Origin of the sequence: Brevundimonas sp. (genome assembly GCF_052436175.1) — a bacterium.
Lineage (GTDB): Bacteria > Pseudomonadota > Alphaproteobacteria > Caulobacterales > Caulobacteraceae > Brevundimonas.
Map to the genome: position 1 here is coordinate 1 of NZ_JBQVNM010000061.1, position 16,927 is coordinate 16,927.

Genomic DNA, 16,927 nt, shown 5'->3' on the forward strand with positions numbered 1-16,927 from the left:
CGCCGAAGCTGCGGTGTTCGGCGCGGCGGCGTTCGGCGTCGCCGCGGGTGTGCTGGTCGGCGCCGACGCTGCGACGGGCGTGACCGGCGCCTCGGCGGCGTTGGCGACGGCGGCCTTGGCGGCCATCTGCTGGGCCTGATAGCGGCGCGCCAGCTTCTCGGTCAGCTCACGGGCAGCGGCGGGCTGCATCTGGGCCATGACGGCCGACAGGCTGCGCGGACGCATGGCGGCGGCGATCGGCAGGCGGACGCTGTCGTCCAGGGTGGCGAAGACGGCGGCGGCCTCGCGCGGACGCATGGCGGAATAGACGGCGACCAGACGATCGGTCTCGGCCTTCTCTTTCGCATCGACCTGACCCAGCAATCCCTGGATCTCGCCCTTGAGCGCGTTCAGGGCCTGGACCTTGGCGTCCAGCTTCTGCTCGGCCGCAGCCATTAGCGGAAGCGTGGTGGCGAAGTCGGTGTCGCGCGCATTGAGCTCCGTGCGGCGCTTCATCAGCGACTGGAGGATGTTCAGTTCGGCCGGAGACACCCCGACCTGCTGGGCCAGTTGCTCGGGGGTCAGGGCGCAGGCGGCGACCACCGGCTTGGGCGGCGCGCCGCTTTCACCGGGCTTCACGGCCGTGGCGGCCTCCTCGGCCCAGGCCTTGGCGCCCTCGAACAGGCCAGGCCCGGCGCCGACGGCGCGGACGGCGACCACGCCGCCGATGGCGATGGCGATCAGGGGCAGGAGGCGGGGTATCCGGGCCATCTCGTCAGTCTCACGGGCCCCGAGGGCCGAAAAGGGGGAGCGCCGGTCCGCCGCTTGCGCGAGGATCGACGCCGAAAATCAGGTCATGCAGCGAAGAGGTCGTCGTCCAGACTACGCCGGGCGCGGTTGATGCTGTCTTGAACGGTTTGGTTAGCGCCGCGAACGGACGGGCGGGCCGAGGTGGTCCGACCGGAGTTGAGCGCGCCGAGGATGGCGCTGACATTGTCGTGGCCCGGCGCAGCTTCGCGCGGCGCAGCCATGCCCTGGATACGGTCCGCCAGAGCCTGCATGCGGCGGGCCCGATCGTCCTCGGCGTCCTCCACGATCGGACTGGGGCGGGCGATCGTCGGGGTCGGCCGGACGACAGGTTCGTCACGCACCGCCTCCTCCCGGGAACGCCCTTCGACGTTCAGGCCCGACGGGGAGCGGCCCGCCCGCTCCATGCGCGACATCAGGGTCTCCAGCTCGCCCTTCAGGGTGCGCGCCTTGACGATGCGGTCGTGCAGCAGGTCCGCGTCCTCGCCCGCCACCCTCAGGTCCGACAGGGCCGACTGGGCCCGACCGACGGCGGTGTTCAGTTCGTTGACCGCGCCGGCGAAGGCCAGCTGGCCCGCGCGCAGGGCGGTCAGCTTCTTCTCCAGCCGCACGCCATAGCCGACGGCGGCCACCAGCAGGAGCATCAGGACGGAATCCAGGACGATGCCGATCATGTCAGCGAGCTCCCTTGCTCAAGGCGGTGGCGGCGTCGATGCTGATCGGCGCCTCCACGCGGATGGCGATATGCTGGCCCTTTCGGCCCATGCGCCCGGTCGTGACCGGGATGGCGCCGCAGCGGATGGACACCTCGGACTCGGGCGTGGCGTTCAGCATGAAGGTGTCGCCGACCTTCAGGTCCAGCACGGTGGAAAGGGGCGCCTGCTGCTCGTCCAGCACGACCCGGACCTCGGTGTCCGTGGTCCAGAGCTCGGTGGCCAGGTGGCCTTCCCAGATGTTGTCGCGTCCGAACTTCTCGCCCATGAACTGCTGAAGCAAAAGCTTCCGGATCGGTTCAAGCGTCGAATAGGGCAGCAGCAGCTCGACCCGTCCGCCGCGATCTTCCATGTCGATGCGCAGCTTGACGAGGATGGCCGCGTTGGCGGGACGCGCGATGGCGGCGAAGCGCGGATTGGTCTCCAGCCGGTCCAAGGTGAAGCTGACGGGCGTCAGGGGCTCGAACGCCGCCTGGGCGTCGGCCAGGATCACCTCGACCATCCGCTGGACCAGGACCCGCTCGATGGTGGTGTAGGGCCGGCCCTCGATCCGCAGCGCCGCCGTGCCGCGACGACCGCCCAGAAGCACGTCGACGATGGAATAGATCAGGTTGGAATCGACCGTCAGCAGGCCGTAGTTGTCCAGCTCCTCGGCCCGGAAAACCGCCAGGATGGCCGGCAGGGGGATGGAGTTCAGATAGTCGCCGAACCGGATCGACGAGATGTTGTCCAGGCTGACTTCGACGTTGTCGGAGGTGAAGTTGCGACGCGACGTCGTCATCAACCGCACCAGGCGGTCAAAGACGATCTCGAGCATCGGCAGCCGCTCGTAGGTGACGAGCGCAGTGTTGATGATGGGCCGGATGCCTGAGCGTTCGGAACCATCGTCATCGCCGAGGTCGAAGCCCAGCAGGCTGTCGATTTCGTCCTGGTTCAGGACCCGCTCGGACAGGGGACTGCGGAGTTCGTCCCCGCCGGCCGGATCGCTCGCGAAGGCTGCGTCGCTCATGCCTATTGCACCAGCATTTCTTCGATCAGGACGCCGTCCACCTTGCCCGGCGCCGCCAGCAGGTTGACGCGGCGCAGGATCTCCACCCGCAACTGATAGGTGCCGGCCGATCCGCTCAGATCCTCGGTGCGCACCTCGCGCAGGAAGGTCTGGAACATGTCGAGAAGCCGGGGGTAGTCCGCCTGCAGCGTCTCGGCCACATGGGGATCCTCCATCTCCAGCGTCAGCTTCAGCTTCAGGTAGGTGGGCCGTCCGTCCGGCGACTGGATGTTCACCACCATGTTGGGCAGGCTGTAGAAGGTCGAGCCCTCCGCGCCTTCGGAGATGGTTCCGGTCGCGGCGGCGTCGGCGCCCTCCGCGCCCTTTTCGCCATGGCCGCCGCCCTTCTTGTCTTCCTTCTTGTCGTGGCCTTTTTCCTCGGCCTTGCCGTGGCCCTCTTCGCCCTCTGCGGCGGCGGGCTTGGGCTGCAGCAGGAAGAAGGCGGCCGCGCCGCCCCCGCCCAGCACCAGAACCGCGGCCGGGATGATGATGAACAGCAGCGGGATCTTCTTTTTCTTGGGCGCGCCCTCCTCGCCCTCGGCAGCGCCTTCGCCGCCTTCGGTGACAGCCGGTGGCTGGGCCTCGGCGCTCTTGTCGCCCTTCTTCTTGCCCAGCTTCAGCATGGCGTTTCGGCCCCCGGATGATTCCGCCTCCCAGATGCCGCTGTTTTGGTTAACGAGACGTTGAAAACCGGCAAATCCTGCCGGGTCAAAGGCGGCCCAAACCCGCTCAAACGCCCGCAGAATGGGCGTTAACCCTGTTGGCACGGTCGTTGCTTGGGTGGTTAACGAAGGAGCCCGTTCGCCCGTGGAAAACGCCGCCTACATCGGATTGTCCCGTCAGATGACGTTGCGGCGCGAGCTGGACGTCGTGGCGAACAATATCGCCAACGCCGACACCAACGGCTTCAAGGTCGAGCAGCTGATGGTCTCGGAAGAGATCGGCCAGCGCGCCCGCAACGACTTCATCCGCCCGGGCGCCAGCTTCGTGCTGGATCAGGGCGTCGGCCGCGACTTCGGCCAGGGGGCGCTGAAGCAGACCGGCCGGGACTTCGACTTCGGCATCGAGGGCGAAGGCGCCTTCTTCACCGTCAACGACGGCACCGGAGAGGCCTATACGCGCGACGGCGCCTTCACCACCGACCCGACCGGCAAGCTGGTCACCCAGCAGGGCCTGGCGGTCCAGGGCGACGGCGGCGACATCATCCTGGACCCGGCGCGCGGCCCCGTCACCGTCGGCCAGGACGGGACCATCACCCAGGAGGGCGCCATCGTCGGCCGCCTGACCCTGGCGCGGTTCGAGACCCTTTCGGCCCTGTCGAAGGACGGCGACGGCCTCTATCGCAACCGCTCCAACGCCACGCCGGTCGAGGCGACGGGCGCCAAGCTGCGTCAGGGCGCCCTTGAGGGCTCTAACGTCAACCCTCTGATCGAAATCACCAATCTGATCGAAATTCAGCGCGCCTATGAGAGCGTCAGCCGGATGATCGACAACACCAACGACCTGTCGCGCCGCTCGGTCGAGCGGCTCGGTCGGGTCAGCTAAGGGAACTTCGCATGCGCGCTCTGAGAACCGCCGCCTCGGGCATGGCCGCCCAGCAGCTGAACGTGGAGGTCATCTCCAACAACATCGCGAACATGAACACCATCGGCTACAAGCGTCAGCGCGCCGAGTTCCAGGATCTGATGTACCAGAACGTCGAGCGCATGGGGGCCCAGTCCTCCAGCGCCGGGACCGTGGTCCCGACCGGCATCCAGGTCGGTCTCGGCGTCAAGACGGGCAGCGTCTACCGCATCACCGAACAGGGCACGCCCAGCCGCACCGACAACCGCTACGACATCGCCATCGACGGCAAGGGCTATTTCCAGATCACCCTGCCCTCGGGCGAGATCGGCTATACCCGCGCCGGCAACTTCTCGGTCAGCCCCGAGGGGACCCTGGTCACCGAGGACGGCTATGCGGTCGAGCCGGCCATCACCATTCCCCAGAACGTGGTCGACGTGACCATCTCCAAGACCGGCCTGGTGCAGGTGACCACGGACGGCGAGGCCGAGCCCCAGACCGTCGGCCAGCTGGAAATCGCCACCTTCTTCAACGAGGCGGGGCTGGAAGCCGTCGGCGACAACCTGCTGATGGAAACCGCGGCCTCGGGGCCGGCGACCGTCGCCGCCCCCGGCGAGCCCGGCTATGGCCAACTGCTCCAGGGCTTCACCGAGGCGTCCAACGTGGATGCGGTGTCGGAGATCAGCGCCCTGATCATCGCCCAGCGCGCCTATGAGATGAACTCCAAGGTCATCACCACCGCCGACGACATGATGGCCGTCACAGCCCAGATCAAGAACTAGAGCCATGCGCATGTTCCGGTTGATCTTTTCCGCGCTCGCTATGGTGATCCTGGCCACCCCCGTCCTGGCCGGTCCGGTCACCCTGAAGGCCAATCCCGTCGACACGGACGGACGCGTGACCCTCGGCGACGTGTTCGACGGCGCCGGCTCGGCGGCGGGCGTTCTGATCGCCAACCGGGCCGGGCCTTCCGTCGTTTTTGAGACCGGCTATCTCCAGACCCAGGCCCTGCGCGCCGGGCTGCAGTGGGACAATCCGCGCGGCCTGAACCGGGTCGTGGTCCGCGCCGCCGAGGTCGCCCCCGTCACGACGCCCGCGTCCGCCACGTCGTCCGCCCGGGCCGGCGCGACGGTCGAGGTCCTGACCTACGCCCGCAATCTCGCCGCCGGCGACGTGCTCCAGCCGGAAGACGTCGTCTGGACCACGGTTCAGGCGCACCAGGCCACGGGCGGAGCGCCGACGGACGTCGAGAAGGTCATCGGCCTGACCGCCCGCCGCGCCCTGCGGTCCGGCGCGCCGGTCGCGATCCGCGACCTGACCGCGCCCCAGGTCATCGCCCGCAACGACATGGTCGAGGTCGCCTTCATCTCCGGCGGGGTCAAGCTGACCGTCACCGGCCGCGCCACCCGCAACGCCGCAGCCGGCGAGGCCGTGCCGATCCTGAACCTGTCCTCGGGCCGCACCATAGACGCCGTCGCCGTGGCCCCCGGCCGCGCCGTCGCCGGACCGGCCGCCCAGACCGCCCGTACAGACTCCACCGCCTTCGCCGCCCGTTGATCCTTTCTCCTGTGAGCCGCCCCATGACCCGCAAGATCATCCCGCTCTCCGTCGCCGCTGCGGCCCTTACGCTCGGCGCCTGTTCGACCGCCATCGAGGCCGTGCGCGGGCCGGAACTGGCCCCCATCGGCTATCCGGCGGCTCTGGTGCCCACAAGCCAGGCCTACCTCCCCTCCCCCGAGGAACAGGCCGCGCGTCGCAACGCCCAAAACCACGTGGTCGAGAACACCATGGCGGCCAGCGCCAACAGCCTGTGGCGCACCGGCGCCCGCACCTTCTTCGGCGACCAGCGCGCACGACGCGTCGGCGACATCCTGACGGTCGCCATCTCCATCGACGACCGGGCCCAGACCTCCAACTCGACCCAGCGCGCCCGGTCCAACGACACCTCTGGCGGGGTCAGCAACTTCTTCGGCCTGGAAAACAGCCTCGGCAAGGCCTTCCCCGGCGGCTTCGATCCATCGAACATGGTCGGATTGCAGGGCCAGTCGAACGCGGCGGGTTCCGGCTCGGTCAGCCGGTCGGAAAAGGTCGATCTGACCGTCGCCGCCGTGGTCACCGACGTCCTGTCGAACGGCAACCTCGTCATCCAGGGTCGGCAGGAAGTGCGCACCAACCGCGAGGTGCGCGAACTGACCGTCGCCGGCATCGTCAGGCCCGAGGATATCTCCAGCGCCAACATCATCAACCACACCCAGATCGCCGAGGCGCGCATCTCCTATGGCGGTCGCGGCGACATCAGCCGGATGCAGGCCACCCCGGCGGCCCAGTCCCTGGTGGAGCGGTTCAGCCCGTTCTGATCGGCGGCCAAAGGACGGCGGGCGGCGCTTGCCAAACGGCGAAGGTTGATCGAACCTTCACCGGTCCCCCGCGTTGGATGGATTGATGATCGTCGCTCGCCCCCGTCTGCCCGTCCTCGTCTTTCTGTCCGTGGCGGCAGCCGTGTCGGCCTGTTCCACGACGGCGCCCTCGCCCCCCGTCCCCGTCGCGTCCGGCGCCCCGGCGCCCGTCGCGGGTCTGGACTGGCATCTGACCACCGACGACACCGAAGCCAAACTGGCCTACGGCCTGGCCGAAAGCGACGAGCTGAAGCTGGGCTTGAGCTGCGAACGCGGCAGCGGACGCCTCGAAGTCAGCGCCATGCGGCCGACCGGGGCGCGCGACATTCATCTGGAATCCGGCGGCGAGACCGAGCGGTTTCCGGCCCGATCCGAGCCGTCGCAACTGCATGAAGGCGTCTTCCTGACCGCCCAGACGCGCACGACGGAACCCGTGTTCCAGCGGTTCCGCAAGGTCGGCTGGCTGGCCGACTGGCAGGGCGACCGCCGCGAGACCTACGCCCCCCACCCCGCCTCCGCCGGCGATATAGAGCGCTTCTTCGCTTTCTGCGGATGATCACCGCTTCCTCGAGGGCCTCCGCCGGGTCGGTCGGATCACCGGCTGGTTAGGCAACACGCCTGGCCTTCGGCGACCTGAGATGGGGCCGGTTTGCGTAGCTCGCGGCATCCATCAATCCCTCCGGCAACATCGCCGCGATCTACTCCGGCATCAGGTGCATGAGGATGGAAAGGTCCATGTTCCAGGAGAGGACGTAGCGAGACAGGCAGTCGGCGTGATCCGCGAACAGTTGGACATGCAGGCGATGATCGTGACGGCTCAACGTCCAAGGCGCTGCGAAGCGTACGTCGCCCGCATCATGACGCTCCATCGAGAATGCTTGTGGCGCCAGCCACCCTTCGCGGATGAGGCGAGACCGAACCGTATCCGGCGAGAGGCAACCCTCGCCCAGCGATGCGGCCGGAACCGTCAGGGCCGCCATTGCGCCGGTGTCGAGACGCGCCCGCCCGTCAGGCGGAGCCGGGACCAGCCGAAGAAATCGCATGCCACCGGGGAAACGAACCTCTTCATGCCGGTCCTGACGCGGGACGACCGTCGCCGCGACGCCCAGGGCGCGTTCGACCTCCGCCACGGACGGCGCCTCGGCGTGCGCCGCCAGGACCCCGAAGGCCGTGCCGAGGCCTGACGCGACAGAGGTCGGCCTGTCTGCGACACCGCCTGGACGCGGCCCGGCATCGGCGTCGGCGCAGCCGCCCAAGACGGCGAGCCCGAGAATCCAGGTCATCTCACGCCGCCGCAGCGACATCTCCAGCCTCCGATCGTTCAAGACCCGGCCCGGCGAACCTGTGCTTCACCCGGTCGATCTCGGTGTCCGCAGTCTAGAAGCTCACCACCAGCCGGACGTTGCCCATCTGGTTGTTGGTTCGGCCGCCGTATTCGCCGGAGAAGCCCGCCTCGATCGAGATATTGCGCGCGATGTCCGCCGCCAGGGCGCCGTCGAACACCAGGGCGTCCTGCGACAGCGGAGCGCCGCCGACAACGAAGGCGTTCGAGCCGGCGAAGCCGAGACGGGCGGTCGGGGTCAGGTCACCGCTGGCGTAGCGATAGCCGGCCATGGCGCGAAGCCGCAGATTGGCCGGAGCTCCCTCCCCGCCCACGCTGAAGCGAACGCCGGCGGTGGCCAGGTCGATATCGGACGTTTCCACCTTGCCGGACAGGGCCAGGGAACCGCCCGTTTCCGTCACTCCGTCCTGATCGGCATGAGCGCGGACCCATTGCACGAAGGGTTCGACGGCGGCGAACTGGAACGTCCTCAGGCTGTATCCCAAATCGAGGAAGTACTGCTGGCCCGAATAGTCGGCCTCGCTGCGCAGGGCCTGAACCAGACCCGGCGTGGTGATCGCGCGACGAATATCCGCTTCATGGTCCGAGGCGACCACGCCGCCGCCCAGGCGCCAGGCCCCCGTCCGCCAGGCGCCATAGACCCCGTAGTGAGTGCTGTCGGCGCGGGATTGCTGCAGGGCGCGTCCCCGCAGATCCGTCTCGCCCCATCCGCCGAAGACACCCAGGCTGATGGCGTTCGACAGGGTGACGTCGGCCCCGACCAGATAGGTGTCGCCCTCGTAGCGAGTGCTCATGTAGCCGTCGATCGAGTCTCGTTCGCCGGCGCCGTGGCGGGCGTCGGCCCACAGAGACACGCCTGTGTCCTGAACGGCATCGCGCTGGATGCGGCTCAGGGCGGCGTTACGCGCCCCGCGATCGGAATCGATCAGCAGCCCCTGTACGCCGGCGTAGGCTTCGCCGCTGATCTCCTCCAGCGCCGTGCGACCCTGCGCCAGGGTCAGCTGGCTGAGGCTGTTCAGCACGCCGTCGGCGGTCGGTAGAGCGTCCACGGCGCCTGCGACCGCGCGCTGGTTGGAGGTGACCGCCACAGAGCCGAAGGTGGCGCCGCGACCGACGACCAGATCCACCGCGGCCGGGCGATAGCTGAGGTTGAACGCCAGGAACGGCAGATCCAAACCCGAGGTCTGAAGGCCTGCAAAACGCCCGGTTAGGCCGCCGCCGGCGCTCAGGACCGTATAGGTCTGGCCAAGCTGATAAAGACCCGGAAGGGCCAGCACATTGACCGTCCCCCCGTTCAGGGTCGCCGCGCCCGTCACCGCCAGCAGGCTGGAAGAGGCCGCCGGCCGTGTCGCCACGTTGAACGTCGATCCGGCGTTCTGGATATAGGTTCCCGCGATGGTCAGGCGACCCAGGTCGGTGACCGACAGGCCCGGGGTGATCGAACCGCTGACGATCGTATTGGCCAGGGTCCCCGTGCCGAACAGCGAACCGCCCGCGCCGATGGTGGTCAGCCCCCCCGTGATGGTCCCGGTGACAATGGCCGATCCGCCCGTGACGTTGAGCGGCGTGTTGACCAGGCTGCCGCCGACCATGAACGTGCCTCCGGTCACATTGACGGCGCTGGTCAGGGCGTTGGCGCCCGTCAACTCCAGGACGCCAGCCTGGACATTCAAGCCGTTGAAGGTGTTGGACCCGGACAGGCGCAGCCAGCCCTGACCGGTCTTTGTCAGACGGCCGACGCCGGAGATGCTGTTGCTCCAGTCGTCCCAGGCGTCGCCCTGCCACACCTTGGCGCCGCCGGCCCGGCTGGTCATGTCGACCGTGCTGTCCTTGATAAGTTGTCCGGGACCATTGATGGCCTTCTGCAGATCGACCACGCCCCAGCCGTACACGGCATCCACGCCCGGCGCGCCCAGATCGCGCGCCGTGGTCAGCAGGATATCCCGGATGAAGGTGCCTTCCAGATACGGATAGCGTTCGAACAGCAGGGTCAGGGCGCCCGTGACGTGCGGCGCGGCCATCGAGGTGCCGGTCAAGGTCTTGAAGGCGTTGGTGACGATCTCGCCGGTCGCCAGCTCACGGAAACCGATCGGCTGGCCGGCGCTGTTGTAGACGATCTCGTGCCCGGCGAAATTGGTCCCCGTCGCATTGGTGTAGACGGCGTTGGTGCCGAACTGGGCCGACCAGATGGTGGTGCCGGCCGCCGAAACGCACCACATCGCCGCCGCGCCGCAGATGCTCGACCCGGCGTTGATCGTGCCGGCGGAATTGATATTGGCGACGGCGACCCAGTAGGGCTCGTATTCGGGCATCCAGCGCGGGAGGCTTGCGGTCAGGCCGGCGACGTCGTTGGGCGTATTGCCCGCCGACCAGACCTGGAGGATTCCCGCCGCCGAGGTCTGCTGCGCCGTGGCGCGGAAGATCGGGTCGAAGAAGGTCTTGTTGGCCTGATAGACAGCGTCGAGGTTGGCGACCGTCGGGGTGCGGACGGTATAGCCCCAACTGTTGTTGATCACCTTGACGCCCGAGGCGACGAAGTCGCGATAGACGTTCGTGCGCGCCTGCAGCGACATCTGGGGCGCCACGGAATAGCAGGCGCCCGTCGGACAGGTCAGGCCTGCGGCCTCATAGACCAGGGAATCCAGGTCGCTCATCGTGTCGGCGAACAGGCGGGCGCTGACGATGCTGGCCCCGAAAGCTACGCCGTGGGCGCCGTTCTCGTCGCGATTGCCCGCGATCGTGCCCGCCACGTGGGTCCCGTGGCCCGTCCGGTACATGAAGCGGTTGCCGCTGACGCCGACGTAGGTCGGCAGCAAGGCGGTCAACCGGTCGTTGCCGTCGGCGACGTAGAAGTCGCGCGAGCTCTCGTCGCCCTGGGTGTAGAAGCAGCCTGTCAACACATAGACGCCGCTGACGGGAGCGCACAGGGCGCCCCCGGCCAGGATGTCGGCGGCGGTGATCGAGGCGTTGTTCTTGCCGGCAAACTCGCTGTGGCGGAACTCGACGCCGTCATCCAGCAGGCCCGCACGGATGCCGGCTCCGGTCAGTCCGCGCGCATAGGCGTACTGGGCGTTGATCTGGGCCAGACCGTAGTCGAGCTGGAACTCGGGCGTCACCCAGCTAGCCGGATCACCCACGCGCCCGGGCTCGACATAGCCGGCGGGCGGCAGACGGACCGCCCCGGCGACGGGAGGCGTATAGGCCAGCGGCTCCTCGCTGAAGCGGGCATGACGTTCGATGTCGAAACCACCCGTTGAGCGTCCTGCCTCGCCTGCCTGAGCCTGGCCCGCTTCATCGCGGATCGCCGCCCCGAGTTGCTCCGCGCCTAGAAGCTCTTGGGCGGATGCGGTGGTGACGGCGCTTGCCGCCAAAACGGCCATGGCGGAGGCCTGCAGGAGACGATGGCGAAGCCTGCGGGAAGCGGTGGGAACGGCCTTCAACACAAACATGGGTACTCCAGGGTTACTTGATACTGCGTGCTCGACTCGACCGCCCTTGATCGCCAAGCGCCCGATTCTCCGAAAGCCGGCTCAAACGCTCGCCCGAAACGAAACTGCGCGAGGCCAGATAAATCAAGGCAATACCATGTCATTCGCAGGTGTTCACCCCAAACTCGCGCTTGCCGGCGACGATTGGCGGGGGCGACGACCCGGAACCAGCCGCTCACCGTTTTCGCCGGCATCCGGACGCCCCACGCCTGCGACCGGACCATGAGAAGGGCGCCCATATCTGACGGGATGCGCCGCGCGTCGTCCCACAGGCGCGGTCCGTGAGGATGACGCTCAATCGCCCGATCGCGGCCGCAAGGCTTGTTCGAAGAAGTGTTCCGCCCGACGCCGAACGTCGGCGGTAGCGGCCGCATTGGCCGGGACCGATTGGCGACGGCGACCCGGGTCGTCGAAAGTGTGGCTGGCGCCTTCGTAGCTATGGAAGACGATGGGCGATCCTGCCGCCGCCGAGGCGGTGGTCAGGGCCTGACAACTGTCGTGGGAAACCTCCTCGTCGGCCGTGCCCATGAAGACCTCGACCGGGGCGTAGGTCTTGTAGCCCTGCTGCCGGAATCGGCCCTGCAGGCCGCAGCCGGGATACATGGCGATGCCGGCGCGGAAGCCCAGGCGGCGCATGTCGCCCGGCTTGTCGTCCGCCATGGTCGCCAGCACCGCGCTGCCGCCGTTGGACCAGCCCATCAGGCCGATACGGTCGTCGTCCACGCCATCCAGGGTGCGCAGATAGCGCAGGGCGCCGTAGGCGTCGAGCGGCCGGATGGTCACCTCATTGATCTCGGCCGGTCGTTCCGAATAGGTCCCCGCCGCAAAGCCCGTGGGATAGCCGCGCGGCGTGAAGCTGTCGACGATCAGGGCGTAGTAGCCGCGATCGGCCCAGTATTCCGCCCAGGTGCGGTGGCGCTGGCTGATCGTGCGCGCCTCATAGACGCCATTGGCCAGCGACGAATAGACTCCCGCCCGCCCGTGCATCAGGACCACTGCGGGAGCGGCGCCCTGGACCGGCGCGCTCGGGCGGAACAGATAGCCGATCAGTTCGGTGCGAGCCTCGTCGCGGCTGAGGAAGACCACGCGTTCGCCGCGAACGGCGGTCTGGGCCGTCGGCTCGGTGGGCGACGTCTCATCCTGCGCCCAGGCCGGGGCCGCGCCCGCGAGGGCGATAAGGGCACCGCCGATCACGGCCGCGATCTTTCCAGTCTGCATGGCCGTCTCTCCTATTCGTTGGCGATGACCGCCTCGGCGCCCGGGCGGCGGGTGTCGGCGGCGCCTTCCAGCCGGTCATCGACGATCATGATCGACTGGCTGCTGCCGACCGTCTCATCGACCTCGACCTTGTGGCCCAGAGCTTCCAGAAGCCGGATCGTGTCGCGATTGAAGCCGGGCTCGACGAGCAGTGCGCCGGTGGCCCCGTCCTGATGCATGCGGGGGGTCTGGGTGGCCTCGGCGACATTCATGCCGTGGTCCACGGCGTTCACGATGACCTGGAACAGGGTGTTCGGAATTGTCGATCCGCCCGGCGTACCGGTCACCAGCCAGGGCTTGCCGTCCCGGAACACTATGGTCGGCGCCATGGTCGAGATCATCCGCTTGCCCGGCTCCATCCCGTTGGCCGTCAGCGGGCGGCCGTTCGCATCCATGCGCCGATTGAAGTTTTTCATCTGGTCGTTGAGCAGGAATCCGGCCCCGTCGATGACCGCTCCCGATCCGAAGGACGAGCCCAGGGTGTAGGTGTTGGACACCACGTTGCCGTCGCGGTCCACCACCGAGAAATGGGTCGTGTCGATGCCCTCGACCTCCCATGGATCGCCCGGCGTCAGGTTCACGCGCGGCAGGACGGCGTCCGGGCGGATCAAGTCCGAGCGGGTGTCCGCGTAGCTCTGGGACGCCAGTTGCGCGGTGGGCAGACGGCTGAAATCCGGGTCGCCGATGTACCGGGTGCGGTCCAGCTGGGCCAGTTTCATCGCCTCGGCCATCAGATGCAGCCCGGCCGCCGTATTGGGGCCCGCCGCCTTGAGGTCGAAGGCCTCGACGATGTTCAGCATTTCCAGAAGCATGACGCCGCCGGCGCTGGACGGGGGCATGGTGACGACGCTGGCGTCGCGATAGTCGGTCGCCAGCGGCTCGCGCTCGGCCACGCGATAGGCGGCGAGGTCAACCCGGGTGATCAGGCCGCCGTTCTTTCGCATCGAGTCCACGATCCGATCGGCGACCGCGCCGGTGTAGAAGGCGGACGCCCCGTCGCGTTCGATCTCGCCCAACGTCCAGGCCAGATCGGGCTGCGTCCAGAGATCGCCGGCTTCATAGGCTGAGCCGTCCGGGCGGAAAAAGGCAGCCCGGCCCGCCTCCCACCGCTGGATGACGCGCCCGGCCCAGCGGGTGGCGTAGGCCTCGTCATGGCTGAGGATCACCCCCTCGGCGGCCAGCCGCCGCGCCGGCTCCACCACCTGGGCCCACGGCAGCCGGCCCCATTTGCCGTGGGCGTGGGCCAGGCCTGCGACCGTGCCTGGAACCCCGGCCGCGCGGTAGCCGTAGCGGGCGTCCTCGGGATTGGCCGTGTACATCGCCGGTCGGGCGGCCCCCGGCGCCATGGACCGATAGTCGAGGGCGTAGGTCCGGTTCTCGGCCGCCACATGCACGAGCATGAAGCCGTCGCCGCCCAGATTGCCTGCGCGCGGCAAGGTGACCGCCAGGGCGAAGCCGACGGCGACCGCCGCATCCACCGCATTGCCGCCCTCGGCCAGGATCCGGGCCCCGACCCGGCTGGCGAGGGTGTTCTGGCTGACCACCATGCCGCCGTCCGACACGACCGGGTGGTGGATCGAGCGATAGTTGAGCAGGGCGCGCGGCGGCTCGGCCTCGGCGGTGATCTGGGCTTTCGCCGGCATGGCGGCCATCAGGATCGAGGCGACGGCGGCGGCGATCAGTTTGCGGATCATCGGGATCATCTCGTTACTCCACGGGCTTCGCGAGGTAGGTCTCCATGTCCAGCTCGCCCTCCCAGCGTGCCACGGCGACGGCGACGGACAGGTCGCTGGTGCAGTTCGGAACGGTACGGATCATGTCCAGCGGACGGTCGAACGGCAGGATGAAGCCGACGATCAGGGCGGTCTGCTCCGGCCCCAGCCCGATCACCGACAACACGGCTGCGAGCAGGAACAGGGAGGCCGAGGGCACGGGCGCCGTGCCCATCGCGACGAGTGTGGTCACCGCCATGATGGCCAGATAGTCGGCCATGGCCAGCTGAACGCCGAACACCTGGGCCGAAAATGTCGCGAGCAGACCGACATAGAGGGCCGTGCCATCCATGCTGAGCGTCACCCCGATCGGCAGAACGGCCGAGGCGACGGCCGGGCTGACGCCCATGTTCTTCTGCGCCACCCGCATGGCGACCGGCAGGGTGGCGGAGCTGGACGAGGTGGAGAAGGCCACCACCATGGCGTCGGCGATGTCTCGGAAGAAGGGCAGAACGGGCACGCGCGCGAGCAGGCGCAGGACGGCGCCGTGAACGATCAGAGTCTGGATCAGGGCCCCCAGCAGCACGCAAACGCCGAGCTTGAAGACGCTGACGAAGGCCGCCGGACCGCTGGTGCCCATGACCCAGGCGATCAGGGCGAAGACCCCGAAGGGCGCCAGCTCCATGACGAAATAGACGATCCGCATCATGACGGCGCCGGCCGCGTCGAAGCCGGCCTTCAACGGCGCCGCCTCCTCCCCCACGGTCAGGATGCCAATGCCTATCAGCACGGCGAAGAAGATCACCGCCAGTATGTCGCCCGCAGCCAGGGCCGCGACCGGATTCAGCGGGATGATCCCGAGCAGGGTTTCGGACAGGCCCTGCGCCTCGGCCAGCGGCTGGGGTGAGACGCCAGTCAAATCTACGCCCAAGCCCGGCTGAACGAGGGCGCCCAGCGTCAGCCCCAGAGCCGAGGCGACCAGCATCAGGCTGAAATAGAGGAAGATGGTTCTCAGACCGACCGACCCCAGACGGGCGGGATCCGACATGGCCGCCACGCCCGCGACCACGGTGACAAAGACAAGGGGCACGACCAGCATCCGGATCAACCGGACGAAGACGTCGCCGATCCACTTCAGATCGACGGCCGCCTCGCCCAGGATCAGACCTGTGGCTGCGCCGAGGGCCAGACCGAGCAGGATGCGCCGCCACAGGGGCGTGCCGAACCAGAGGTTGGCCAAGCGTCCGCGCGGGCTCCGGCGGTCGCCGTGCGGCATGGAAGGAAGGGACATCAGAACGCTCCCACGACGTCGATGCGAGGACCAGGGGACGGTTCAGCCGGCGAAGACGGGACGTCGTCGCTGACGACGCCCCGCCGCCTTGTCAGAAGCTTCGGCGCACAGTGGCGTAGAACCAGCGGCCCCGGTTCGAGTGGACCGACCCACTGAAGCCGAACCGGTCGTCCGCCAGCGGCGGATCCTTGTCCTCGATATTGCGGGCGCCGATGCGGACCCGCGTCCCGTCCATCCAGCCGTCGTTCCGGAAGGTGTACTGGACGTAGAGGTTATGGGTGGTCCAGGCGTCGATGATCCAGGGATCGGTCGTGCCGGTAAAGGTGGCCGAGGTGTCGAAGAAGTCACTGACATAACTGCTGTATAGGCCCACCGACCACGGTCCCTGGGTCCAGGTCAGGGTCGACGACGCCTTCCACTCCGGCCGCCCGTTGCGACGCAGGAGGTCCTCCACGCCGCTGACCGTGACGCTCGAAATCGTGCCGGCCGCCAGGGCGTCAAGCAGGACCTGGTGATCCGGGCTCGCTTCCTGGAACAGCTTCAGACGCTGACTGACATTCAACGACCAACGGAAGCTGCCGATGGGGGTGTCGCGCAGATTGTAGAACAGACGGTAGTCGACCCCCTCCGACGTGCGGGGCTGCAGGTTCAGGTAATCGTCCTTGATCGACAGCAGGGTCCCCACCGGGGCCCGACCGGCGGCCAAGCCATCGGCGATCTGCTGGGCGTCGGGCGCCGCGCGGACCAGGTTGGGGTTGGAGCTGCCGATCTCACGCAGGTAGTAGTCCATCAGCAGCTGGTTGTTGCCGCCGAAAATGCCGACGAGGTCGGTCTGTTCGATCTTCCAGTAGTCCACCGTGAAGGTCAGGGCGCCGTATTCGCGCGGCCACAGCGTGGGCTCCAGCACCAGGCCGAAGGTGAAGTTGTCCGAATGCTCGGGTTTCAGATCGGGATTGCCGGCCCGGGCCTCGATACGCGACTCTGACGTGCAGTAATCGTTGGTCGTGGTCAGGGTCGGAATGGCCCCGATCCGAAGCTGGACGGCGCAGGCCGCATAGTCGCGGCGACTGTTGGACCGCTCGAAGTCGGGCTGGTGCAGTTGCAGCAGGTTCGGCGCACGGAAGCCCTGCGACCAGGCGGTGCGGAACATCATCCAGTCGGCGGGGCGATAGGACAGGGCCACCTTGGGCGCCGCCACCGTGCCGAACAGGGAATAGTCCTCCACCCGGCCGGCCAGCTGCATGTCGATGGCCTTGACGAACGGGATGTTCATCTCCGGCGACACGATCGGCACGGCCAGTTCCGCAAAGAGCGAGTAGACGTTGCGCGCC

Annotated in this window: 15 protein-coding genes; 5 read left to right on the forward strand and 10 right to left on the reverse strand. The window is 68.1% G+C overall.

The window, feature by feature from the left end:
* From ACT6QK_RS12335 to ACT6QK_RS12350, 4 genes are all read right to left on the reverse strand, one after another.
* On the reverse strand, positions 1 to 750 hold a 750-nt coding region (locus ACT6QK_RS12335; protein ID WP_444598120.1), incomplete at its 3' end, for a MotE family protein.
* Positions 751 to 833: 83 nt separating this feature from the next.
* A complete protein-coding gene (locus tag ACT6QK_RS12340; protein WP_444598121.1) occupies positions 834 to 1,460 on the reverse strand; it encodes a DUF6468 domain-containing protein in 627 nt (208 codons plus the stop codon).
* Between the two features lies 1 nt (position 1,461).
* Positions 1,462 to 2,508, reverse strand: a complete 1,047-nt coding sequence (fliM, locus tag ACT6QK_RS12345; protein ID WP_444598122.1) for a flagellar motor switch protein FliM — start codon at positions 2,506 to 2,508, stop codon at positions 1,462 to 1,464.
* Positions 2,509 to 2,510: 2 nt separating this feature from the next.
* A complete protein-coding gene (locus ACT6QK_RS12350) occupies positions 2,511 to 3,170 on the reverse strand; it encodes a flagellar basal body-associated FliL family protein (RefSeq protein WP_444598123.1) in 660 nt (219 codons plus the stop codon).
* A gap of 184 nt (positions 3,171 to 3,354) precedes the next feature.
* Here ACT6QK_RS12350 and flgF point away from each other — a divergent pair, with 184 nt between their 5' ends.
* From flgF to ACT6QK_RS12375, 5 genes are all read left to right on the forward strand, one after another.
* Positions 3,355 to 4,092, forward strand: a complete 738-nt coding sequence (gene flgF, locus ACT6QK_RS12355) for a flagellar basal-body rod protein FlgF (RefSeq protein WP_444598124.1) — start codon at positions 3,355 to 3,357, stop codon at positions 4,090 to 4,092.
* Between the two features lie 11 nt (positions 4,093 to 4,103).
* Complete coding sequence (flgG, locus tag ACT6QK_RS12360) at positions 4,104 to 4,892, forward strand: flagellar basal-body rod protein FlgG (protein ID WP_444598125.1); 789 nt, start codon at positions 4,104 to 4,106, stop codon at positions 4,890 to 4,892.
* Positions 4,893 to 4,902: 10 nt separating this feature from the next.
* Positions 4,903 to 5,667, forward strand: a complete 765-nt coding sequence (flgA, locus tag ACT6QK_RS12365) for a flagellar basal body P-ring formation chaperone FlgA (RefSeq protein ID WP_444598126.1) — start codon at positions 4,903 to 4,905, stop codon at positions 5,665 to 5,667.
* A 23-nt stretch (positions 5,668 to 5,690) separates the two neighbouring features.
* Positions 5,691 to 6,467 carry a flagellar basal body L-ring protein FlgH gene (gene flgH, locus ACT6QK_RS12370; protein WP_444598127.1) on the forward strand — a complete coding sequence of 259 codons (777 nt, stop codon included), beginning with the start codon at positions 5,691 to 5,693 and terminating at the stop codon, positions 6,465 to 6,467.
* Between the two features lie 85 nt (positions 6,468 to 6,552).
* On the forward strand, positions 6,553 to 7,062 hold the full coding sequence (locus ACT6QK_RS12375) for a hypothetical protein (protein ID WP_444598128.1): 510 nt from the start codon (positions 6,553 to 6,555) through the stop codon (positions 7,060 to 7,062).
* A 142-nt stretch (positions 7,063 to 7,204) separates the two neighbouring features.
* Here the strand turns inward: ACT6QK_RS12375 and ACT6QK_RS12380 are convergent, their stop codons facing one another.
* The 6 genes from ACT6QK_RS12380 to ACT6QK_RS12405 all read right to left on the reverse strand — a co-directional run.
* The gene (locus tag ACT6QK_RS12380; protein ID WP_444598129.1) at positions 7,205 to 7,789 is read right to left on the reverse strand and encodes a hypothetical protein; all 585 of its coding nucleotides are present in this window, start codon (positions 7,787 to 7,789) and stop codon (positions 7,205 to 7,207) included.
* A gap of 94 nt (positions 7,790 to 7,883) precedes the next feature.
* Positions 7,884 to 11,228, reverse strand: coding sequence for a S8 family serine peptidase (locus ACT6QK_RS12385; RefSeq protein ID WP_444598130.1), 3,345 nt, complete (start codon positions 11,226 to 11,228; stop codon positions 7,884 to 7,886).
* Between the two features lie 402 nt (positions 11,229 to 11,630).
* On the reverse strand, positions 11,631 to 12,554 hold the full coding sequence (locus ACT6QK_RS12390; RefSeq protein WP_444598131.1) for a dienelactone hydrolase family protein: 924 nt from the start codon (positions 12,552 to 12,554) through the stop codon (positions 11,631 to 11,633).
* Between the two features lie 11 nt (positions 12,555 to 12,565).
* On the reverse strand, positions 12,566 to 14,296 hold the full coding sequence (ggt, locus tag ACT6QK_RS12395; RefSeq protein ID WP_444598132.1) for a gamma-glutamyltransferase: 1,731 nt from the start codon (positions 14,294 to 14,296) through the stop codon (positions 12,566 to 12,568).
* 4 nt (positions 14,297 to 14,300) lie between these two features.
* The gene (locus tag ACT6QK_RS12400; protein WP_444598133.1) at positions 14,301 to 15,596 is read right to left on the reverse strand and encodes a dicarboxylate/amino acid:cation symporter; all 1,296 of its coding nucleotides are present in this window, start codon (positions 15,594 to 15,596) and stop codon (positions 14,301 to 14,303) included.
* Positions 15,597 to 15,687: 91 nt separating this feature from the next.
* On the reverse strand, positions 15,688 to 16,927 hold a 1,240-nt coding region (locus tag ACT6QK_RS12405), incomplete at its 5' end, for a TonB-dependent receptor domain-containing protein (RefSeq protein ID WP_444598134.1).